Origin of the sequence: Lysobacter sp. yr284 (assembly GCF_900107375.1) — a bacterium.
Taxonomy (GTDB): domain Bacteria; phylum Pseudomonadota; class Gammaproteobacteria; order Xanthomonadales; family Xanthomonadaceae; genus Lysobacter.
On record NZ_FNPT01000001.1, the window covers coordinates 1,054,480 to 1,076,089 of the forward strand.

Sequence of the window (21,610 nt, forward strand, 5' to 3'; positions counted from 1 at the left end):
TCGCGATGCCTTTGACCCTCGGTCTGACCGGAATGGACCCGGCGACGGAGTCTGCGCTGCAGACCGCTTTCAAGGTAGCCAACACCCGCCTGGGCAGCCGCTGGAGCCTGGTGCCGGAGCAGCAGGCCGATTTCGTGGTGGTCGACATGGACAGCATGTACGGACCGATGAGCTGGCTGCGCCTGCATGCCGCGGGCAAGTCGGTGATCGCGCTGACCGCGGCCCAGCGCACCCAGGCCGACTTCCTGCTCGGCCATCCCTTCAGCGCCGACACCATCGCCGAGCTGCTGGGCGAGATCGCCGGACAGAACGGCGAGCCGCTGCCGGCCGTCGCCGCGGCGCCCAAGGCGGTCGAGATCCCGCAGCAGCCGCGCACCGACCCGACCGCGGCGCTGCCCGACGTGGTGGTGGAACTGCTGCAGACCGACCTGGCCCAGGCCAAGGCGGCGGCGCCCGCGGCTGCGGCCGCAGCGGCCGCGCCTGCGGAAACTACGGCAGCGCCTGTCGCGCCGCCCGCACCCGTTGCGCCTGCCGCACCGGTCGCAGCGCCCGCCGTGGCCGCCGCGCCCGCGACGCCCGCCCCGGCCGCGCCCGCGACACCGGCCCCGGCCGCGCCGGCTCCGGGCCCGGTCGCGCCCGCCGCCGTTGCCGGCATCACCGCCCGCGGCGACGGCCTGCTCGACTGGCTGGTCGCCGGCCGCCTGCGCGGCTTGCTGCGCGTGGGCAGCGGCGAGGAGCGCCTGCTGATCGACGCCGACCAGCGCCGCTACCACGGCCCGGCCGCGCTCAAGCCGCTGGCGGGGCTGTTCGAACGCGGTTTCGCTTCGTCCGAATTCGAACTGCTGCCGGCCGCGCAGTGGGACGCCGCCGCCGCGCAGTTGGGCGCGCCGATGCCGCTGGCGCGGCTGGTGTGGTTCGGCAACCTGCTCGCCGGCCGCGGCCGCCTCGCCCCGGGCCACGACCCGGCGCGCCGCTACCGCATGACCAAGTGGCCGCAGACCGAGCGCGAGTACCCCAAGCACTTCCGCATCGCCACGGTGATGATGAAGGGCCTCTCGCACCTGTCCGAGATCGCCGAGGCCAGCGGCGTGAGCGAGGCCGAAGTCGCCGATTTCATCAACGCCAACCTCGCCACCGGCTTCGCCGAGCCCGAGGGCGATCCGCCGCCGGCCGAACAGGCCAAGTCCGGCGGCCTGTTCGGGCGCCTGCGCGGCCGCTGAGCGGCTGCGTCCGGGCGTCGCAGGCCTCGGTCGGGGGGGGTTCTCGCGAATGCCGGCCAACGCGCGCCAACGGCGCGCTACGGTCGTCAACAGCGGTATGGCGGGCTTGGCGCGCCGGCCTGACGAAATCTGGCCGAAGGCACCAGTCTGAACCTGGAATCGTCACACTTCTTGCCCGCCTCACACGTCGGCGGGACAATGCCCGACCAGCTGAACGCCCGTGGTCGTAATGATCGATTCGCAGCGCTACCCGCGTCTTTCCCGCATTCAGGTCCCCGCCGACCTGCGCCGCTTTCCTGAAGAGGAACTGCCGGCGATCGCCGAGGAACTGCGCGCCTATTTGATCGAGCAGGTCGCCCTGGTCGGCGGCCACTTCGGCGCCGGGCTCGGCGTGATCGAGCTTACCGTCGCCTTGCACTGGTTGTATGACACCCCGCTCGACCGCCTGGTCTGGGACGTCGGCCACCAGAGCTATCCGCACAAGATCCTCACCGGCCGCCGCGACAGCATCCACACGGTCAAGCAGAAGGACGGCGTCGCGCCGTTCCCCAAGCGCGACGAATCCGAGTACGACACCCTCGGCGTCGGCCACAGCTCCACTTCCATCTCGGCCGCGCTGGGCATGGCGGTGGCGCTGCAGCGCCGCGGCGACGACCGCAAGGTGGTGGCGGTGATCGGCGACGGCGCGATGACCGCCGGCATGGCGTTCGAGGCGCTGGCCCACGCCGGCGGCATGAGCGATCCGGAGCCGAACCTGCTGGTGATCCTCAACGACAACCAGATGTCGATCTCCGAGAACGTCGGCGGCGTCACCAAGATGCTCGGCCGGCTCACCAGCAGCCGCACCCTCAACGCGATCCGCGAAGGCGGCAAGCGCCTGCTCGGCGACAAGCGCAAGAAGCCCGCGGCCAAGTTCGTGCGCCGCTGGGAAGAACACTGGAAGGGCATGTTCGTGCCCTCGACCTTCTTCGAGGAAGTCGGCTTCCACTACACCGGCCCGATCGACGGCCACGACCTGCCGGCGCTGCTGGGCGCGATGAAGACGCTCAAGGGCCTCAAGGGGCCGCAGCTGCTGCACATCATCACCACCAAGGGCAAAGGCTACGAGCTCGCCGAGGGCGACCAGATCGGCTACCACGCGGTCGGCCCGTTCGATCCGGAGAAGGGCCTGATCAGCAAGCCCGGCGCGAAGAAGCCGAGCTATACCGACGTCTTCAGCGACTGGCTGTGCGACATGGCCGCCGCCGACGAGCGCCTGATGGGCATCACCCCGGCGATGCGCGAAGGCTCCGGCCTGGTGCGCTTCAGCAAGGAATACCCGCAGCGCTACTTCGACGTCGCCATCGCCGAGCAGCACGCGGTGACCCTGGCCGCGGGCATGGCGATCGAAGGCGCGAAACCGGTGGTGGCGATCTACTCGACCTTCCTGCAGCGCGGCTACGACCAACTCGTGCACGACGTGGCGATCCAGGACCTCGACGTGCTGTTCGCGATCGACCGCGGCGGCGTGGTCGGCCCCGACGGCGCCACCCACGCCGGCAACCTCGATCTGTCCTACCTGCGCTGCGTGCCGAACATGGTGGTGATGGCGCCGGCCGACGAGGACGAGTGCCGCAAGATGCTGTCGACCGGCTTCCAGTACCGCGGCCCGGCCGCGGTGCGCTACCCGCGCGGCACCGGCCCGGGCGCGGCGATCCAGCCGGGCCTGGACACCTTGCCGATCGGCAAGGCCGAACTGCGCCGCAGCGGCAAGCGCATCGCCCTGCTCGCGTTCGGCGCGATCGTGCCGGCGGCCGAGCAGGTCGCCGCCGAACTCGGCCTGACCCTGGTCAACATGCGCTTCGTCAAGCCGCTGGACCGCGCGCTGATCCTGGAGCTGGCGCAGAGCCACGAAGGCTTCGCGACGATGGAAGACAACGTCGTCGCCGGCGGCGCCGGCAGCGGCGTGGCCGAGTTGCTGGCGGCCGAGGGCATCGTGCTGCCGGTGCTGCACCTGGGCCTGCCGGACGAGTTCCAGCACCACGCCAGTCGCGAGCAGCTGCTGGCCGAGGCCGGGCTGGACGCCGCCTCGATCCGCGCCAGCCTGATCAAGCGCTGGCCGCAGTTGGCGGCGCAGCCGGCGCCGCAATCGGCCGCGGGCTGAGCGCAGCGCGCAACCCAAAACGCCCGGCGCTGAGCTGGGCGTTTTCGTTTGCGGCCCCTGATTCGGTCGCAGCCTTTGTGGGAGGGACTTCAGTCCCGACGCTTTCCGCTCCGGTCGCCTTGTTGCCCAGCGATCTGATACCAGAGCGTCGGGACTGAAGTCCCTCCCACAAAAGCCGGGCTCAGCCGATCCAGAACGGCATCGCCACGAACGCGCTGACCAAGGCCGCCATCGCGATCTTCGTGCTCGCCTTCGGCGCCATCGTCATCACCAAGGTCCACGCCAGCGCCGACACGATCAGCGCCGCGGTCCAGAAGATCAGCCCCTGGGCCCAGCCCCAGCCGCGCACGAACAGGCCGAAATCCAGCGCCAGCAGCGCCCAGCCGGCGCCGCGCAGCAGTCGCGCGCGCGCCGGGCGGAACGCGCCGGCGAACACCTGCTGATGGTGCTTCTCCAACCCCAGGCTCAGCAGGCACCACGCCGCCACGCCCAGACACAGTCCCAACCAAAGCATCGATGCACGCTCCTCAGCGATCGGCCAACGCAGGATTGCCGCCGGCGGGCCCGCCGGCGCGTTCGCGCCGCGGCTTGCGCTCGGGTACCGGCTGGCGCGCCTTGACGAAGCTGCGCCGCGCCAGCAGCGCGAAACCCAGCGCCAGCGCCAAAGCGGTCAGGTCCACCGCCGCCAGCGTCCAGTCGCCGCGCGCGAGGGTCGCCAGCAGGTGGCTGTTCGGCGCGGTCGCGAAATTGACCAGCGGCACCAGCGCGAACGCGACGGCGTTGAGGGCGAAGAACTGGCCCCAGCCGCGCTTGTGCACCGCCGGGATCGCCGCGTACAGGGTCGCCGCGATCCACACCGCGCAGAACACGGCGATTTCCGCGTTCGCCCGCGCGGCGGCGTCGGCCGGGATCAGGCGGTTGCCGATCACCATCGCCGCGCTCGCCAGCGGCAGGCCGCCGACCACGCCCAGGTTCAACGCCTGCACCAGGCCGTAGCCCGACAGGCTGCCGGCCTCGGCGATCTTCTTGGCGCGCTTGTTGACCCACACCTGCATGCCGCTGGCGATCATCACGCAGCCGGCGATGCCCATGACGAAGTACAGCCAGCGCAACGCGCTGCCGCCCCACTGCGCCATGTGCATGCCGCCGATGAAGGTGTAGGTCTTGTAGCCGGCCGCCATCGGCCCGCTGACGTGCAGGAAGCGGCCGTCGTTGGCGTCGTAGAACACCTGACGGAAATTCCAGGCCACGTCCTTGCTGTGGTCGCCGCCGAAGGAGATCGTGGCGCTGGTGTCGTCGGGATGGTGCACGCTGGCCCAGGTCACCGGCTGGCCCAGGCGCGTGCGCGCATCGGCGATCAGCGCGTCGAGCGAATGGATCGACTTCAGCGGCTGGTGGGTTTCCGGCCGCTCGTAGCTGTCGGAGGCTTCGACGAAGAATTTCTCGACATCGCCGTTGAAGGCCGAGTACAGCCCCGCCGGCATGTAGTTGGCGACGAAGATCGCCACGCCGGTGTAGGCGATCATCAAATGGAACGGCAGCCCGAGCACGCCGGTCAGGTTGTGCCCGTCGAGCCAGGCGCGCTGGCCGCCGTTTTTCGGGCGGAAGGTGAAGAAGTCCTTGAAGATGCGCTTGTGGATCACGATGCCGGTGAAGATCGCGATCAGCATGAACATCCCGGCCAGGCCGACGATGTACATGCCCCAGGTCGGCGAATGCAGGTTGAAGTGCAGGGTGAAGAAGAACTCGCCGCCGGCGGTCTCGGGCACCGGCTTGCCGGTCGCCGGATCGAGGTTGAACAGGTCCGGGTCGCCGACGTCGTAGTAGACACCGCCCTGCAGCGACTTGCTGCGCTCGCCCGGCAGGGTGATGTAGTAGGCGTGCGGATGCTCCTTGGACACCTTCTGCAGCTGCGCGACCGCCGCGTCCAGATCGACGCTGTCGGCGCTGCGCTCGTGGCCGTGCAGCGCCGGCTGCATCCAGTGGGTGAGTTCCTTGTCGAAGCAGGCGATGGTGCCGCCGACGAAGATCACGAACAGCAGCCAGCCGATCGTCAGCCCGGCCCAGGTGTGCAGCCACGCCATCGCTTGCGAGAAAGTGTTCTTCATCGTCCCGCCTCAGGCCGCCGGCGCCGCGGCGGCGGAAAACAACGCGGCCGCGCCGCACAGCTTGGCCGCCCCCAGCAACAGCGCCGCGCCCAGCGCCGGCGCCCAGCACGCGCGCCAGGCGCTGCGCGCGGCGAAGGCGTACATCGCCACTGCGCACCAGACGAAGAAGCTCAGCAGGCTCGCCGCGATCACGCTGTCCACCCGCGAGAACGGCAGCGCCAGGCTCAGCAACGCGGTCAGCGCGTAGGCGAACAGGTAGCCCAGCACGATCGCCGCGAACGCGCGCGCCGCGACTTCGCCGCGGTAGCGCCACGACAAGGCCGGGCGCGGCTTGCGCGCCGGCGCGGCGGCGCGCGGGTCGGGACCGGCGCGCATGGCGGCGACCGGAGTGGCGGAGCGTTGCGTCATTGCGGCGTCGGGTCGTGGGGCGGCCGGTGGCGTCCTGCCGGGCCGGGGTGGTGCGGGAAGCCGGAAACGGCGCCGGGGCGCCCGCCTGGGGCGCGCCGGCCCGCCCAGTCTAGTTGGCAATGGTTCTCATTTGCAAACCACGCCGGCGCGCGGCGAACGGCCGCGCCGGCACCGCCGAAGCGCCGGGGCGTGTTACGCATGGCGCATACCACCGACGCGGCAGACCGGCTACGATCCGCTCGCCGACACCGTCGCCCTCCCCCACCTTCCAGAGAACGCCAAGGATGCGCCGCGCCCTCACCGCCCTCGCCCTGTTGGCGCTGCTGCCGGCCGCAGCGGCGCAAACGCCGACGCCGCCCGCCGCCGGCGACATCCGCGACCTCGACACCCTGGTCGTCACCGGCGAACAACCCGGCCCCGGCCTGTGGAAGGTGACCCGCGGCGGCCACGTGCTGTGGATCCTCGGCACGGTCACCCCGCTGCCCAAGGACATGACCTGGCTGTCGCGCCAGGTCGAGGCGACCATCGCCGATTCGCAGGAAGTCATCGCCCCGCCCTCGGTCAGCTTCGGCACCGAGTTGGGCGTGTTCCGCACCATGATGCTGATCCCCACGGCGCTGAAGGCGCGCAAGAACCCGGACGGCAAGACCCTCGAGGAAGTCGTGCCGGCCGACCTGTACGCGCGCTGGAGCGCGCTCAAGGCGCGCTACATCGGCCGCGACGGCGGGGTCGAGAAATGGCGGCCGATCTTCGCCGCGCAGGAACTCTACGAAGCGGCGATCAAGCAATCCGGGCTGTCGCTCAAGGGCGTGGTCCAGCCGCTGGTGGAGAAGGCCGCCAAGCAGCACGGCGTGCCGGTGATCGAGGCGCGGGTGACGCTGAAGATCGACGACCCCAAGGCCACGCTCAAGGAATTCGCCGACAGCGCGATGGACGACCGCGAATGCTTCGCCAAGACGCTCTCGCGCATCGAGACCGACCTGGAAGCGATGCGCGCGCGCGGCAACGCCTGGGCGGTCGGCGACATCGCCACCCTGCGCACGCTGCCGCAGGGCGACCAGTACCGCACCTGCCTGGAAGCGCTGGCCGCGACCGGCGTGGCCCGGCGCCTGAACCTCGGCGACCTGCGCCAGCGCGTGAGCGCGAACTGGCTCGAACGCGCGCAGGAGGCGATCGCCAGGAACAACAGCACCTTCGCCTCGCTGCCGGTGGCGGATCTGCTGGAGAACGGCGGGCTGCTCGACAAGCTGCGCGATGCCGGATACACGGTCGAGGATCCCTGAGTTTCGCGCGACCGGATCGGAAAGCATCGGGCCTGAAGGCGCTCCCACTAGAGCCCATCGCGCCATCGGCGAAGCGGGCTGTCGTGGGAGGGCCTTCAGGCCCGATGCTTTCCGCTCAGCCGCCGCGGCCCTGCCGGCTCAGCCGGCCGCCTCCGGCCCGCTCCGCCCGAACACCTCATAGATCCGCCGCAGCAACGCCGGCGTGTCGTCGAACACTTCATGGCGCAGGCGCAGGCCTGCGCCTTCGCGGGTCCAGAACTTGAGCACCCAGCCGTTGTCGGTGCGCTCGAATTCGCCGGTGCGTTCCAACGGCGTCGGGGTCATCGGGGCTTCCTCGCAGCGCCGGCATCGGGCCCCGCCGGCTCGGGGACGCGGCCTGGCGGCCGGTCCGCCATGGTCGCGCGCGGGCTTCGCAGCGGCTGCGATGCCGCCTCAGGGAAGCTGCAAGCCGCGTCGCCGCGGAGCCCAACGCATCGGGCCTGACGGCGCCGCAACGGACAGCCTGCCCCGGAAACGAAAAACCCCGGCGTTCGCCAGGGTCTCGGTACTGCGTTTCGCAAGATGGTCGGGACAGCCGGATTTGAACCGACGACCCTCTGCCCCCCAGGCAGATGCGCTACCAGGCTGCGCTATGCCCCGACGTCGCTTGCAAGGTCCGCTCGTGCGAGCGGGCGGCAAGTATAGCCGCTTGTGGCTTGAATGGGGAACCGGAACCCAAGCGCGGGACCGATGCCCGACCGGCGCTTCCGGCTTCCCGGCGTTTCAGCGCCGCAGCAGCTGCAGCACTTCTTCCAGTTCCATGCGCACCTGCTTGACGATCTGCGACGACAGCGCCGATTCGTCCTTGGCCGCCTCGCCTTCCAGGCGCAGGCGCGCGCCGCCGATGGTGTAGCCCTGTTCGTACAGCAGGCCGCGGATCTGCCGCACCATCAGCACCTCGTGGCGCTGGTAGTAGCGGCGGTTGCCGCGGCGCTTGACCGGGTTGAGCGTCGGAAACTCGGTCTCCCAGTAGCGCAGCACATGCGGCTTGACGTCGCACAGCTCGCTGACCTCACCGATGGTGAAGTAGCGCTTGGCCGGAATCGGCGGTAGTTCGCGGTTACTGCCCGGATCCAGCATGTTCGCCTCCGCTGTACGCCTCGACCCGCTCCTTGAGCTTCTGGCCCGGGCGGAAGGTCACCACTGTGCGCGCGGAAATCGGGATCTCCTCGCCGGTCTTCGGATTGCGGCCCGGACGCTGGTTCTTGCGGCGCAGATCGAAGTTGCCGAAACCCGACAGCTTGACCTGACGCCCCTGCTCCAACGCTTCGCGCAACGCATCGAAGAACGCGTCGACGAACTCCTTGGCCTCGCGCTTGTTCAGTCCGACTTCGTCGAACAGACGCTCCGCCATTTCCGCTTTGGTAAGTGCCATGGTGACCTCTGAATAACGTCCGGACCGTGACGGCCGCGCGAGGCGTCAGGCGCGCAGCCTGGCGCCATGTTCGCGCTCCACCGCGGCGGTCACTTCGGCCACCACGGCATCCACGTCCCGGTCGGTCAGGGTGCGCGATTCATCCTGCAGAATCAAGCCCATAGCGAGACTCTTGAATCCGGTTTCCACGCCCTTGCCCTGGTAGCGGTCGAACAGCACCAGCTCGCGCAGGCTCGGCCCGGCGGCGGCCTGGACGGTGGCCTGAATGGCCGCCCATGGCACCGTATCGGCGACGATGAACGCGCGATCGCGGCGCACCGACGGGTACTTGGACTGCGCCCCGGCCTTGGCCACGGCGCGCTCGACCAATCCGGCCAGGTCCAGCTCGAAGGCGAGCACCTCGGCGTCCAGGTCCAGCGCGCGCTGCAGGCGCGGATGCAGCTGGCCGATCCAGCCCAGGCGCAGCTCGCGGCCGCCGTCCACGCGCCAGACATCGGCGCTGCGGCCCGGGTGCGCCCAGGACGGCGCCGCCGGACGGTAGTCCAGGCGCGCGCCGGCCGCGGCGGCGAGACTGTCGAGGTCGCCGCGCAGGTCGTGGAAGCCGACCGGCTGCGCCGCCCGCCCCCACTGCTCGGCGCGGGCGTCGCCGCAGACCGCGGCGGCGATGCGCTGGGTCTCCAGCGGCGCGCCGGCCGCGGCATGGAACACGTTGCCGAGCTCGAACAGGCGCACCCGCGCCTGCTGGCGCGCGGCGTTGCGCGCGAGCGCGGCGACCAGCCCCGGCAGCAGCGTCGTGCGCATCACCCCGAGCTCGGCGCTGAGCGGGTTGGCCAGCGCCACCGCGCCCTCGCCCGCTTGCCACAGCTGCAGCCAGGCGGCGTCGACGAAGGCGTAGTTGACCGCCTCCAGGTAGTCGCGCGCGGCCATCTGCCGGCGCACCGTCGGCGCGTCGACGCGGGTCTCGCTCGGCGCGATCAGGCGCGAGGCGCCGCCCGGCAGCGTGGTCGGGATGCGGTCGTAGCCGTGGATGCGGGCGATCTCTTCGATCAGGTCCTCTTCGATGGCAATGTCGAAGCGGCGGCTCGGCGCGGTCACCCGCCAGCCGTCGTCGCTGCGCTCCACCGCCAGGCCCAGGGCCTGCAGGATGCGTTCGACCTCGGCGTCGGCCACGCTCAGGCCGAGCACGCGCGCCAGGCGCGCGCGGCGCAGCGCCACCGGCCGCGGTTGCGGCAGGTGCTCGGGCAGCGCCGATTCGACCAGCGGGCCGGCGGCGCCGCCGGCGATGTCGAGGATCAGCCGGGTGGCGTACTCGATCGCGGTGCGCGGCAGCTCCGGGTCGACGCCGCGCTCGAAGCGGTGGCCGGCGTCGGTGTGCAGGCCGAGCTTGCGGCCGCGGCCGATGATCGCGGCCGGGGCGAAGTGCGCCGCTTCCAGGAATACGTTGCCGGTGGCGTCGGTGACGCGGCTGTCGTAGCCGCCCATGACCCCGCCGAGCGCGACCACGCGCTGGGCGGCGCCGGCGCCGTCGGTGATGACGATGAACTGTTCGTCCAGCGCCACTTCCTGGGCGTTGAGCAACTGGGTCGCCTCGCCCTTGCGCGCGCGCCGCGCGCCGACCGGGCCGGCCAGGGTGTCGCGATCGAAGGCGTGCATGGGCTGGCCGATTTCGAGCATCACGTACTGGGTGACGTCGACCAGGAACGACACCGGGCGCACGCCGCTGCGGCGCAGGCGCTCGGCCATCCACACCGGCGTCGGCGCGGTCGCGTTCACGCCCTCGATCACCCGGCCGCAGTAGCGCGGCACGTCCGCGCCGGCGTCGAGCTCGACCGCCAGGGCCGAGTCGATCGTCGCCGGCACCGGCTCGATCGCCAACGGCGCGACCTGGCTGCCGGTGGCGGCGGCGACGTCGAAGGCGATGCCGCGCACGCTGAAGCAGTCGGCGCGATTCGGGGTCAGCTTGATCTCGATGCTGGCGTCGGGCAGGCCCAGGTACTGCGCCAGCGGCTGGCCGACCGGCGCATCGGCCGGCAGTTCCAGCAGGCCGGACGCATCGGCGTCGATGCCCAGCTCCTTGGCCGAGCACAGCATGCCGAAGGACTCCACGCCGCGCAGCTTGGCCGCCTTGATCTGCAGGCCGCCGGGCAGCGACGCGCCGACCGTGGCCAGCGGCGCGACCAGACCGGCGCGCGCGTTCGGCGCGCCGCAGACGATCTGCACGGTGCCGCTGCCGGTCTCGACCGAGCACACTTGCAGGCGGTCGGCCTCGGGATGCTTTTCGGCGCTGACGATGCGCGCGACGACGACGCCGTCGAGCGCCGCGCCGAGCGCGGTCACTTCTTCCACTTCCAGCCCGATCGCAGTCAGGGTCGCGGCGAGCTCATCGCGCGTGGCGGCGGTCGGGACGTGCTGGCGGAGCCAGTTTTCGCTGAATTTCATGGGGATGGGCCGTGAATCGAAAATGGGGGATCTAGCAGCGGTCGGCGGTACGCGTAATCGGGAGGGATCGCCGGAATCGAAGCGCTCGCGCTTGCGACTCCCATGCCCGCTCCCGATTCGCGCCTCAGGCGAACTGCCTGAGGAAGCGCACGTCGTTCTCGAAGAAGCTGCGCAAGTCGTCGACGCCGTAGCGCAGCATGGTCAGCCGCTCCACGCCCATGCCGAAGGCGTAGCCGGTGTAGCGCTCCGGGTCGATGCCGACATTGCGCAGTACGTTCGGATGGACCATGCCGCAGCCCAGCACTTCCAGCCAGCGGGTGCTGCCGTCGGCCTGCTGCCAGGCGATGTCGACTTCGGCCGAGGGCTCGGTGAAGGGGAAATAGCTCGGGCGGAAGCGCATCTCGAAGTCGCGCTCGAAGAACGCGCGGACGAATTCGGCCAGGGTGCCCTTGAGGTCGGCGAAGCTGGAATGCTCGTCGATCAGCAGGCCTTCGCACTGGTGGAACATCGGCGTGTGGGTCTGGTCGCTGTCGCTGCGGTAGACCTTGCCCAGCGCGATCATGCGCAGCGGCGGCTTGTGCTGCAGCATGTAGCGCACCTGCATGCCCGAGGTGTGGGTGCGCAGCAGGCGGGCGACGCCGGCGCCGTCGGGCGGGAAGTAGAACGTGTCGTGCATCGCCCGCGCCGGATGGTGCGGCGGGAAGTTGAGCGCTTCGAAGTTGTGCCAGTCGTCCTCGATCTCCGGGCCGTCGGCCAGTTCGAAGCCGAGCCGGCCGAAGATGTCGGCCATGCGCTCCATCGTGCGGCTGACCGGGTGCAGGCCGCCGCGCGCGGCGTCGATGCCCGGCAGGGTCACGTCGATGGTTTCGGCGGCCAGGCGCGCGTCGAGCGCGGCGTCGTCGAGCGCGCCCTTGCGCTGCGCCAGCGCGTCGGTCAGCGCGTCGCGGGCCGTGTTGATCGCCTCGCCGGCGGCCTTGCGCTGCTCCGGCGGCAGCGCGCCGAGCTGCTTGAGCTGGGCGGTGACGCTGCCGGACTTGCCGAGCAGCGACACGCGCAGCGCCTCGATGGCCTCGGGGGAATCCGCCGCCGCGATCTCGGCCAGCGCGTGCTGGGTCAGTTGCTCGATCTGCGCCATGTGCTCAGGGTTCCTTTCACTTGCCTTGCGTTGAATTGCCTCGCGATCGCCGGCCGCGGAGCTCGTCCGCCCAGGTCCGCGCCTGTTCGCTGCCCGCCTCGACCGACTGCCGGGCCGCATCGTCGCAGTTCGCCGCCGATGCCGGCTCGCCGGTCGCGACCGTCGCATTGAGCGCCACCCCGAGCAGTTGCTGGGGCGACACCCGCTTCTCCAGCTTCTTGAGGATCGCGGTGACGTCGTCGTCGAGCTGTTTGGTGCGCGCTTCGTCGAGCACCTTGCACTGCTCGTTGCGGCCCTTGGCCAGCATCACCCCGGCGAAGCGCTCCAGGGTCTGCGCCTGCTCGGCCGCGCTATCGCGCGCAACCGCGGCCGTCGAACCCGCCATGCCGCCCAACAGCGCCAGCATCCACGCCATGCGCCGGCCGCGCCTGGAAATTCCGTTCATCGCATCCTCCTGGGTGGAGCCGACGGCCCGGCGTTTCGGGCCCAGAAACGACAATGGGGAAGGACTCGCGCCCTTCCCCATGCCTTGTGGTTCCTCTTCAAAAGCCCGCGCACGGATGCGCGGGCTCTTGCGGAGGGACCCGCATTAAGCCGCGAGCGCGCTCTTCGCCTTTTCCGCCAGAGCCGCAAAACCCTTCGCGTCGTGCACGGCGATGTCCGCCAGCACCTTGCGGTCGAGGGTGATGCCGGCCTTCAGCAGGCCGTTGATGAAGCGGCTGTAGCTCATGCCGTTGATGCGGGCCGCCGCGTTGATGCGGGTGATCCACAGCGAACGGAAATTGCGCTTCTTCTGCTTGCGACCGATGTAGGCGTACTGCAGGGCCTTCGTGACCGCCTGCTTGGCGACGCGGAAGACCTTGCGGCGGGCGTTGTAGTAGCCCTTGGCCTGCTTCAGGATTTTCTTGTGACGGCGACGCGCCGTAACACCACGCTTAACTCGTGCCATTTTTCAGTCTCCTCACAAATACGGAAGCATGCGGTCCAGACGGCCCGCGTCCTCGGCACGAACATGGTTCGTCTGCCGCAGGTTGCGCTTCCGCTTGGTCGCTTTCTTGGTGAGGATGTGGCTCTTGTTGGCGTGGCCGCACTTGTACTTGCCGGAAGCGGTCTTCCGGAAGCGCTTGGCCGCCGCCCGATTGGTCTTGATCTTGGGCATTGCGATGTCCTTTCGGATGGTTTTATGTCACTGGCCTGGGCGGTGGCTGGGCACGGCATGCGTGCGGCCACTCTTTCCGTCCTGCCCTTGCCGGCTTGTAAGTCGCTGATTTACAAAGAATCTACGACAGGTCCGTGCATCTGCATACAACAAACCCGGCGAACCGGGCCGCATAGTATGCGGGCTGGAAGCCGGGCTTGCAAATATCTTCAGGCAAATCAGGGGATTGGGAGGCGCGCTCCCACCCCGACCGCGTCCGCAGCCCTTCCCCGGGGACGGGGAAGGACCCGGTTCAGGTCTTCTTCTTGGGCGCGATCATCATGACCATCTGCCGCCCTTCCAGGCGCGGACGCGACTCGACCACGATGTCCTCGCCCAGATCGGCCTCGATCCGCGCCGCCATCTCGCGACCGAGCTCCTGGTGGCTCATCTCGCGGCCGCGGAAGCGGATGTTGACCTTGACCTTGTCGCCCTCTTCCAGGAAACGGCGCATGTTGCGCAGCTTGATCTGGTAGTCGCCCTCGTCGGTGACCGGACGGAACTTGAGTTCCTTGATCTCGACCTGCTTCTGCTTCTTCTTGGCCTCGTTGGCCTTCTTCTGCTGCTCGAAGCGGAACTTGCCGAAATCCATGATCTTGCAGACCGGCGGATCGGCGTTGGGCTGGATTTCGACCAGATCCAGGGCTTCCTCTTCGGCCATGCGCAGGGCTTCGTCGCGCGTGAGCACGCCGATCATCTCGCCGTCGCTGCCGATCACGCGCACGCGCGGGACGCGGATTTCCTGGTTCTTTCGATTCGGCTTCTCAGGGGTACTGATTGTTGCAATCTCCAATAAAAACGCGATGTTACGCGCCTAGGGCCGTCCCGGCCTGACCGGGACGGAGGTTGTAGCGCTGCGCGCGGGCGGCGGCTGGCTCTGGGTCAGGCTCGCTCGCTCATAAGACGCGAAGCGAACTCGGCGACGGTCATCGTCCCCAGGTCCTCCCCACCCCGCGTGCGCACCGCGATCGTGCCGGTTTCCTTCTCGCGGTCGCCAGCGACGAGCAGGTACGGCACGCGCTGCAGCGTGTGCTCGCGAATCTTACGGCCGATTTTTTCGTTTCGCAAATCGGCCTCGACCCGGAACCCTTGATTTGCAAGGAGTTTCCTGACCTCCTCCACATAATCGCCCTGGGCATCGGTGATATTGAGCACCGCGGCCTGGATCGGCGCGAGCCAGGCCGGGAACTGGCCGGCGTGGTGCTCGATCAAGATGCCGATGAAACGCTCCATCGAACCGACGATCGCGCGATGCAGCATCACCGGCGTGCGCCGCTGGCTGTGTTCGTCGACGTACTCCGCGCCGAGGCGGCCCGGCATCATGAAGTCGACCTGCATCGTGCCGAGCTGCCAGGTGCGGCCGATCGCGTCCTTCAAGTGGTATTCGATCTTCGGGCCGTAGAACGCGCCTTCGCCCGGCAGTTCCTGCCACTGCACGTCGCACGCCGACAACGCGCTGCGCAGCGCGCCTTCGGCCTTGTCCCAGGTGGCGTCGTCGCCGAGGCGCGACTCCGGGCGCAGCGCGATCTTGATCTGGATGTCGTCGAAACCGAAATCGGCGTACACCGCCAGCGCCTGCCGGTGGAACGCGGTGACTTCGGCTTCGATCTGGTCTTCCAGGCAGAACACGTGGCCGTCGTCCTGGGTGAAGCCGCGCACGCGCAGGATGCCGTGCAATGCGCCGGAGGGTTCGTTGCGATGGCACGAACCGAATTCGCCGTAACGGATCGGCAGGTCGCGGTAGCTGTGCAGGCCCTGGTTGAACACCTGCACGTGGCCCGGGCAGTTCATCGGCTTGAGCGCGTAGGTGCGCTTCTCCGACTCGGTGAAGAACATGTTCTCCTGGTAGTTGTCCCAGTGGCCGGACTTCTGCCACAGCGACACGTCGAGGATCTGCGGGCAACGCACTTCGCCGTAGCCGCTGTCGCGGTAGACGCGGCGCATGTACTGCTCGACCACCTGCCAGATCGACCAGCCCTTGGGATGCCAGAACACCAGGCCCGGCGCCTCTTCCTGCAGGTGGAACAGGTCCTGCTGCTTGCCGATCTTGCGGTGGTCGCGCTTCTCGGCCTCTTCCATGCGCTGGATGTAGGCGGCGAGCTGCTTCTTGTCGGCCCAGGCGGTGCCGTAGATGCGCTGCAGCTGTTCGTTCTTGGAATCGCCGCGCCAGTACGCGCCGGAGATGCGGGTCAGCTTGAACGCCTTGAGGAAGCGCGTGTTGGGCACGTGCGGGCCGCGGCACATGTCCACGTATTCCTCGTGGTAGTACAGGCCCATCGCATTCTCGTCGGGCATGTCCTCGACCAGGCGCAGCTTGTAGTCCTCGCCGCGCGACTGGAACACCGCGACCACTTCCTCGCGCGGCGTGACCTTCTTGATCACGTCGTAGTCCTTGTCGATCAGCTCGATCATGCGCGCTTCGATCGCGGCCAGGTCGTCCGGGGTGAACGGGCGCTCGTACCAGATGTCGTAGTAGAAGCCTTCCTCGATGACCGGGCCGATCACCATCTTCGCGGCCGGGTACAGCTGCTTGACCGCGTGGCCGACCAGGTGGGCGCAGGAGTGGCGGATGATCTCGACGCCTTCGGGGTCCTTCGGCGTGATGATGCGCAGCTTCGCGTCGTGGTCGATGCGGTCGCTGGCGTCGACCAGCTTGCCGTCGACTTCGCCGGCGACGGTGGCCTTGGCCAGGCCGGCGCCGATCGAGGCGGCGACGTCCATGACGGAAACGGGGTGGTCGAATTCGCGGCGGCTGCCGTCGGGGAGGGTAATGGCGATCATGGCTTCGTGGTTCGCAGGGCGTGGGTCGGGGGCGCCGGCGCGCGCGGCCGGAGTTGCGGCGCGGCGGGCGGGGGCGCGGCTTGCGCCGCGGCCACAGGGGCGTTCGGTGTATCCAGGGAACCGGACAAGAAAAAAGCGCCGCGAGGGCGCCTGCGTGAGCGGGGCCTGCGCGGGGATCAGCGGTGGGTGCGGGTAGTGTCCATGTCGCACGCTCGGCCGGCGCGTTGGCGCGGGCCACCTGGGCTCTCGTGAGGACACGGCCGGATGCCGCGTCGCAGGCGCTAATAGTTGGGGACGCGGCGGGGGCAAGTCAACCATGCCTGGGCGGTAAAACCGCCAGGGGCGGCGCGGCGGGGACCGCGACGGGCCGCACACGGAAAGCGCGCGGCGTTGCGTTAATGTGGATGCATCAAGGACGCCATCTGCGTGGGGACGTGATGGAAATCAGGGAAGCCGGGCGCGCCTGGCGCGGCCGCGCGGCGCCGCGGCCGGCATCGATGTCGGGCCGCTGCGCGCTCGTTCGCGACGGCACCGGGCACGCCCAGGCGCGGTCGCGCCGGGCCGCTTTCAATCCGCTCGCCTTCGCGCGATCCGCTACCCAGCGGGCGGTGCCCGGCGCGACCGCCTGCGCGCGGCAAGCGTCCAGCCATCCGCGTCGCGATCGCGCGCCCCGACCCGGCGCCGCCCCGGGCCGCGCCGCCGATCCGTCCGCCACCTGGACGACGGCGCCCGCCGCCGGCCTGCTCCCAACGCCCCCGCGCGACGGCGGCCGATGAGCGCCGAGACGCCCGCCCCCTCCTCCGCCGCGCCGACCGCCAGCGCCTCCGCCTTCGCGGTGCTGCGGCGCCTGCTGCCGACCGTATGGCACTACCGCGGCCGGCTCATCGCCGGGCTGCTGCTGGTGCTCGGCACCAAGGCGACCCTGGTCGGGCTGCCGCTGCTGCTCAAGGAACTGATCGACGCGCTCGACCTCAAGCCGACCCCGCTGACCGTGCCCGCGGCGCTGCTGATGGCCTACGGCGCGCTGCGGCTGGCCTCCTCGGTGCTGCAGGAACTGCGCAACGTCGTGTTCGCGCGGGTGATGGCGCGCAGCTCGCGCGAGGTCGCGCTGCGGGTGTTCGAGCACCTGCACGCGCTGAGCCTGCGCTTCCACCTGGACCGCCGCACCGGCGCGGTCGGCCGCGACCTGGAGCGCGGCATGGGCTCGATCTCCGAGCTGCTCGACACCGTGCTGTACATGGTCGTGCCGACCCTGGTCGAACTGGCGCTGATCGTCGCGATCCTGGTCGCCGGCTACGACCTCTCGTTCGCGGGGATCACCCTGGCCACGCTGGCGGTGTACATGGCGTTCACCTACCGCATGACCGAGTGGCGGCTGCGCTGGTACCGGGAAATGAACGAGGCCAACACCGAGGCCAGCGCCGGCTCGGTCGACTCGCTGCTCAACTACGAGACGGTCAAGTACTTCAACAACGAGGCCTTCGAGACCGAACGCTTCGACCGCCGCCTGCGCACGCTGGAGGACAGCGCGGTGCGCAGCCTCAAGGCGGCCTCGCTGATGGGCATCGGCCAGTCGGCGCTGATCGCGGTCGGCCTGACCGCGCTGCTGTGGCGCGCCACCGACGGCGTGGTCGCAGGGCGCATGAGCCTGGGCGACCTGGTCCTGGTCAACGCCTACCTGCTGCAGCTGGCCGCGCCGCTGAGCTACCTGGGCGTGGTCTACCGCGAAGGCAAGCAGATGCTGGCCAACCTGGAGCGCATGTTCGCCCTGCTCGACGAACCGGTCGAAGTGCTCGACCGCCCCGGCGCGCCGGCGCTGCAGGTGCGCGGCGGCGAGGTCCGGTTCGAGAACGTGTCGTTCCGCTACGGCGAGCGCGAGATCCTCGCCGGCATCGACCTGATCATTCCCAGCGGCCATACCGTGGCGGTGGTGGGCAGCACCGGCGCGGGCAAGTCGACCCTGGCGCGGCTGCTGTACCGCCACTACGACCCCGACGGCGGGCGGGTGACCGTCGACGGCCAGGACCTGCGCGAGGTGACCGCCGACTCGCTGCGCCGGCGCATCGGCGTGGTCCCGCAGGACACCGTGCTGTTCAACGAATCGCTGTACTACAACATCGCCTACGGCCGCCCCGGGGCCAGCCGCGAGGAAGTGCTGGAGGCCGCGCGCGCCGCGCGCATCCACGACTTCATCCAGACCCTGCCGCAGGGCTACGACACCGGCGTGGGCGAGCGCGGGCTCAAGCTCTCCGGCGGCGAGAAGCAGCGCATCGCCATCGCCCGCACCCTGCTCAAGCGGCCGGCGATCCTGATCTTCGACGAGGCCACCTCGGCGCTGGACGCGCACACCGAAGGCGAGATCCAGCGCGAGCTGCGCCAGGCCGCGCAAGGCCGCACCGCGCTGGTGATCGCCCACCGCCTGTCGACCGTGGTCGACGCCGACCAGATCGTGGTGCTGGAGGCCGGCCGCATCGCCGAGCGCGGCGACCACGCCGAACTGCTCGCCGCCGGCGGCCGCTACGCCGCGCTGTGGGCGATGCAGCAGCGCCGCCCGCCCGGCCCCGCGCCCGCGCCCAGCGACGACGGCGCGCCAAGTGCCCGGTACGCCGACGAACACCCCGCCCTTACCGATTGAAGGAAACCCGCATGACGACATTGATTGTCTCCGACCCCTGGGACATCCACGCCAGATCGGTGGCCTGGGCGCTGGAGAACGAAGGCGAACGCGTGCACGTGTGGTACACCCACGACTATCCGCAAAAACACGGCGTCAGCCTGCGCACCGGCGGCGGCCCCGCGGCGGTATCGCTGTATTGCCTGCGCCACGAGCGCGACTTCGATACCGCCGACGTCGATACGGTGTGGCTGCGCCGCTGGTACCAGCCCGAGCCCTCGGCCCAGCTGCACCCGGCCGACATCCGCTTCTCGCAGCTGGAATCCACCGAGTTCGTGCGCGCCACGATCAACCTGCTCGAAGCCCAGCGCGAGCGTTTCTGGATCAACCCGATCCAGGCCAAGGCGCTGGCCGACCGCAAGGCGGTGCAGTTGCACCACGCCGCCGCCGTGGGCCTGGACACGCCGCCGACGCTGATTTCCAACGATCCCGGGGCGATCCGCGCGTTCTACCGCGAGCACGGCGGCCGCGCGATCTACAAGCCGATCACCGCGGCGGCCTGGATCAGCGAAGGAGAAGAAAAGGTGCGCGGCACCTTCACCACGCCGCTGACCGAGGAACTGCTGCGCGAAGACGCCGCGCTGTCGAACGCGCCGGGCATCTACCAACCGTTGCTGGACAAGGCCTACGAGCTGCGGGTGACGGTGATGGGCCGCACCGCGATCGCCGCGCGCCTGCACTCCCAGCGCGAGGGCGACTACCTCACCGATTGGCGCGCGAACGAATTCGACGAACGCATGGGCTGCGAGCGCTACGCCCTGCCCGAGGCGGTGCAGGCGCGCTGCCTGCAGGTCATGGCGCGGCTGGGACTGGTGTTCGGCTGCATCGACATCGTGGTCACCCGCGACGGCCGCTACGTGTTCCTGGAAGTCAACGAGATGGGCCAGTTCATGTGGCTGGAGGCGATCAACCCCGGCCTGCAGCTGATGGACTGCGCGGTCGAATTCATCCGCAGCCGCGACCCGGGCTTCGTCTACGACTGGCGCGAACCGGCCTATCGCTACCGCGACTACTGGGAATCGCGCGGCGAACGCGGCGAGGCCGAGCCGGACGCGCGGCGCCACGTGCCGCTGCCGCAGGTGTTCCAGATGCGCGAATGAGCGCCCGGCGGCGCGCAGTCGCCGCGCGCCGCGCCCCCGTACAAACGAACGGGCCGGGAGGCGTCGCCTCCCGGCCCGCTTTGTTTCGCGTAGTCCGGCGTACCGGGTCGCGCCCGGCAGGCGCGTACCGGATTACGGGATCTGGTCGCCGTTGTCGGCGAAATCGATCTCGTTGAACGGGCTGGTGCGGCGATAGGTCGTCGCGGCCACGAACGCGGCATTCTGCTCGGCGCCTTCCATCTGCTCGGATTCGATCGCGACCATGCGGCCGATCAGGCGGGTCTGTTCGCTCATAACCTACTACTCCGTTAGCAAGGCGGCGGATCGCCGCCATCCGAAGATAGGAAGCCGCGTTCGCAGGCGGCAAGACGCCCGCGCCTGTCAATTGTTCCAGCACGCGCCGGCGCGCCCCAAAAAAGCACGATGGGGCAAGCAGTTAGCCACAACAAAAGCACCCAATCCGCAAGCCAAACTCGGCAAAGAAAGCCACCACAATGCTTGCCGACCGTGAAGAAAAAGTGACGGTCGTTGAGGGCTGCGCGAACGCCGGCCGCGGCCGGGAAAACCCCAGGTTTTCCTGAAAAAACCCGGCCGCGAGCGGGGCCCCGGCCGGCACGCGGCGGCGGCCCGGGGGCCGCGCGGGCGGCGGCACGCCGCTTCGGGATCGCCCCGGACTGCGGCGCCCCGGACCCGGCCGCGCACAGCAAAACGGCGAAGCCCGAGGGGCTCCGCCGTTCGCTTTCCAAATTGGTGGGCGATACAGGGTTCGAACCTGTGACCCCTACCATGTCAAGGTCCCGTAAGTAGAGGGATTTCAGCGACATAGCGCGACACGAAAAGACAGGCGGAAACAGACGGATCAAGCACTTACACCCCATCTCGATGCCAGACTGATGACACCCCGCGCAGCACGCCCGGGGTGTCATCGCTACCCTTTGAAGCCGGCCGTCACGTTGAACAGGTCTCTCGCCACCCCTGCGAGGGCTTCCGAGCACTGCTCACGGGCAGCTTCCAGTTCCTGCTGCTTTTGTCCGAGGGCGTCAAACTCCTTCGCAATCAGTTGCTCGTTTTCCGGCTTCTGACGCGACCAGAAATAGCATGCGATTGCCATTCCTGGTAGCGCCTCTACCGCAAGCTGGAAAGCCTCTAACGATGCCCCAAGCTCGGGGTAGTAGAGCTTTTGCAGAGTTCGAAGTCGAATTGATACTCCGGTGCCGAGGTGGGTCAGATCTTCTTGCGAACCAGTTAGGGTGGCGTGCACCGCCGTCTGAGCGTCTTCGTAGCTCTGCTGGAGTCCAGCCTCGAAAGTCTCGAGGTTGCGAATTCGAGCCGCCTTCCACTCCCGCGCTATCCAGTCGTCATGGGCGACTGCTGCCCGCGTCTCCTCAAAGCGCTTGAGCTGCCTTACCGCTTCGACCAGGTCCTCCTTGGTGGCTAGGTTCTCGCCCTTTTTTCTGGCGTAAGCATCGCCGCCAGCGGCTATGCGCTTCAGAACCCACTGCAATGCAATAACTGCAACCACTGCTCCGGCCCCGAGCCCAAACGGCGCCGCTAGCAGCGCAACTACGTCTTTCAGTTCCATGCCCTGTCCCTAGTTATGGCTGGAGTTTCCAGATTCGATATTTTTCGGCTGAATGGCGTAAGCGAGACGCTAAGGCATTGTTTGAAAGGCCGTCGCGGATTCGATCCTTGGCGTTATTTATTAAG

The 21,610-nt window shown here is 69.2% G+C and carries 20 protein-coding genes and 1 tRNA gene; 5 read left to right on the forward strand and 16 right to left on the reverse strand.

All coding sequences use genetic code 11. The features are described 5' to 3' along the window. Positions 1 to 5 precede the first annotated feature (5 nt). Positions 6 to 1,220 carry a hypothetical protein gene (locus BLV01_RS25165; RefSeq protein WP_139178445.1) on the forward strand — a complete coding sequence of 405 codons (1,215 nt, stop codon included), beginning with the start codon at positions 6 to 8 and terminating at the stop codon, positions 1,218 to 1,220. A gap of 229 nt (positions 1,221 to 1,449) precedes the next feature. Next, positions 1,450 to 3,363, forward strand: a complete 1,914-nt coding sequence (gene dxs, locus BLV01_RS04320; RefSeq protein WP_091794314.1) for a 1-deoxy-D-xylulose-5-phosphate synthase — start codon at positions 1,450 to 1,452, stop codon at positions 3,361 to 3,363. A 181-nt stretch (positions 3,364 to 3,544) separates the two neighbouring features. Here the strand turns inward: dxs and BLV01_RS04325 are convergent, their stop codons facing one another. From BLV01_RS04325 to BLV01_RS04335, 3 genes are read right to left on the reverse strand one after another with little or no spacing between them, the layout of a single operon-like run. Continuing rightward, positions 3,545 to 3,877, reverse strand: a complete 333-nt coding sequence (locus BLV01_RS04325) for a DUF3325 domain-containing protein (protein ID WP_091794316.1) — start codon at positions 3,875 to 3,877, stop codon at positions 3,545 to 3,547. A 13-nt stretch (positions 3,878 to 3,890) separates the two neighbouring features. After that, positions 3,891 to 5,471 carry a PepSY-associated TM helix domain-containing protein gene (locus BLV01_RS04330; RefSeq protein ID WP_091794317.1) on the reverse strand — a complete coding sequence of 527 codons (1,581 nt, stop codon included), beginning with the start codon at positions 5,469 to 5,471 and terminating at the stop codon, positions 3,891 to 3,893. 9 nt (positions 5,472 to 5,480) lie between these two features. Further along, positions 5,481 to 5,879, reverse strand: coding sequence for a hypothetical protein (locus tag BLV01_RS04335; protein WP_217633437.1), 399 nt, complete (start codon positions 5,877 to 5,879; stop codon positions 5,481 to 5,483). Positions 5,880 to 6,163: 284 nt separating this feature from the next. Between BLV01_RS04335 and BLV01_RS04340 the strand changes: the two genes are divergently transcribed. Next, positions 6,164 to 7,162 (forward strand): TraB/GumN family protein, encoded by a 999-nt coding sequence (locus BLV01_RS04340; protein ID WP_091794319.1) that lies wholly within the window; start codon positions 6,164 to 6,166, stop codon positions 7,160 to 7,162. 138 nt (positions 7,163 to 7,300) lie between these two features. Here the strand turns inward: BLV01_RS04340 and BLV01_RS04345 are convergent, their stop codons facing one another. The 11 genes from BLV01_RS04345 to thrS form a co-directional block, all read right to left on the reverse strand. Next, positions 7,301 to 7,486 (reverse strand): hypothetical protein, encoded by a 186-nt coding sequence (locus BLV01_RS04345; protein WP_091794321.1) that lies wholly within the window; start codon positions 7,484 to 7,486, stop codon positions 7,301 to 7,303. A gap of 238 nt (positions 7,487 to 7,724) precedes the next feature. Further along, positions 7,725 to 7,801, reverse strand: a tRNA-Pro gene (locus BLV01_RS04350). A 123-nt stretch (positions 7,802 to 7,924) separates the two neighbouring features. After that, positions 7,925 to 8,281, reverse strand: coding sequence for a MerR family transcriptional regulator (locus BLV01_RS04355; protein ID WP_057948383.1), 357 nt, complete (start codon positions 8,279 to 8,281; stop codon positions 7,925 to 7,927). Further along, a complete protein-coding gene (locus tag BLV01_RS04360; RefSeq protein WP_036101930.1) occupies positions 8,262 to 8,576 on the reverse strand; it encodes an integration host factor subunit alpha in 315 nt (104 codons plus the stop codon). Before BLV01_RS04360 ends, BLV01_RS04355 begins: the two co-directional genes overlap by 20 nt. Positions 8,577 to 8,621: 45 nt before the next feature. After that, complete coding sequence (pheT, locus tag BLV01_RS04365) at positions 8,622 to 11,015, reverse strand: phenylalanine--tRNA ligase subunit beta (RefSeq protein ID WP_091794323.1); 2,394 nt, start codon at positions 11,013 to 11,015, stop codon at positions 8,622 to 8,624. A 124-nt stretch (positions 11,016 to 11,139) separates the two neighbouring features. After that, positions 11,140 to 12,150: a phenylalanine--tRNA ligase subunit alpha gene (pheS, locus tag BLV01_RS04370; protein WP_091794325.1), complete on the reverse strand. Its 1,011-nt coding sequence runs from the start codon at positions 12,148 to 12,150 to the stop codon at positions 11,140 to 11,142. A gap of 16 nt (positions 12,151 to 12,166) precedes the next feature. Then, positions 12,167 to 12,565 (reverse strand): hypothetical protein, encoded by a 399-nt coding sequence (locus BLV01_RS04375; RefSeq protein WP_091794326.1) that lies wholly within the window; start codon positions 12,563 to 12,565, stop codon positions 12,167 to 12,169. A 174-nt stretch (positions 12,566 to 12,739) separates the two neighbouring features. Then, on the reverse strand, positions 12,740 to 13,099 hold the full coding sequence (rplT, locus tag BLV01_RS04380) for a 50S ribosomal protein L20 (RefSeq protein WP_057948387.1): 360 nt from the start codon (positions 13,097 to 13,099) through the stop codon (positions 12,740 to 12,742). Positions 13,100 to 13,111: 12 nt separating this feature from the next. Next, entirely contained in the window at positions 13,112 to 13,309 is a 198-nt protein-coding gene (gene rpmI / locus BLV01_RS04385) for a 50S ribosomal protein L35 (protein ID WP_027083463.1), read from the reverse strand. A 292-nt stretch (positions 13,310 to 13,601) separates the two neighbouring features. After that, complete coding sequence (gene infC / locus BLV01_RS04390; RefSeq protein WP_074872510.1) at positions 13,602 to 14,126, reverse strand: translation initiation factor IF-3; 525 nt, start codon at positions 14,124 to 14,126, stop codon at positions 13,602 to 13,604. A 104-nt stretch (positions 14,127 to 14,230) separates the two neighbouring features. After that, positions 14,231 to 16,129, reverse strand: coding sequence for a threonine--tRNA ligase (gene thrS, locus BLV01_RS04395; protein WP_091794328.1), 1,899 nt, complete (start codon positions 16,127 to 16,129; stop codon positions 14,231 to 14,233). A gap of 772 nt (positions 16,130 to 16,901) precedes the next feature. Between thrS and BLV01_RS04400 the strand changes: the two genes are divergently transcribed. After that, complete coding sequence (locus tag BLV01_RS04400; RefSeq protein ID WP_091794330.1) at positions 16,902 to 18,764, forward strand: ABCB family ABC transporter ATP-binding protein/permease; 1,863 nt, start codon at positions 16,902 to 16,904, stop codon at positions 18,762 to 18,764. An 11-nt stretch (positions 18,765 to 18,775) separates the two neighbouring features. Continuing rightward, complete coding sequence (locus tag BLV01_RS04405) at positions 18,776 to 19,903, forward strand: MvdC/MvdD family ATP grasp protein (protein WP_139178447.1); 1,128 nt, start codon at positions 18,776 to 18,778, stop codon at positions 19,901 to 19,903. A gap of 132 nt (positions 19,904 to 20,035) precedes the next feature. Here BLV01_RS04405 and BLV01_RS26100 read toward each other — a convergent pair whose 3' ends face one another. Both BLV01_RS26100 and BLV01_RS04410 read right to left on the reverse strand, forming a co-directional pair. Continuing rightward, positions 20,036 to 20,197, reverse strand: a complete 162-nt coding sequence (locus tag BLV01_RS26100) for a hypothetical protein (protein ID WP_157490410.1) — start codon at positions 20,195 to 20,197, stop codon at positions 20,036 to 20,038. A gap of 634 nt (positions 20,198 to 20,831) precedes the next feature. Beyond that, complete coding sequence (locus BLV01_RS04410; RefSeq protein WP_139178449.1) at positions 20,832 to 21,485, reverse strand: hypothetical protein; 654 nt, start codon at positions 21,483 to 21,485, stop codon at positions 20,832 to 20,834. Between the last annotated feature and the right edge of the window lie 125 nt (positions 21,486 to 21,610).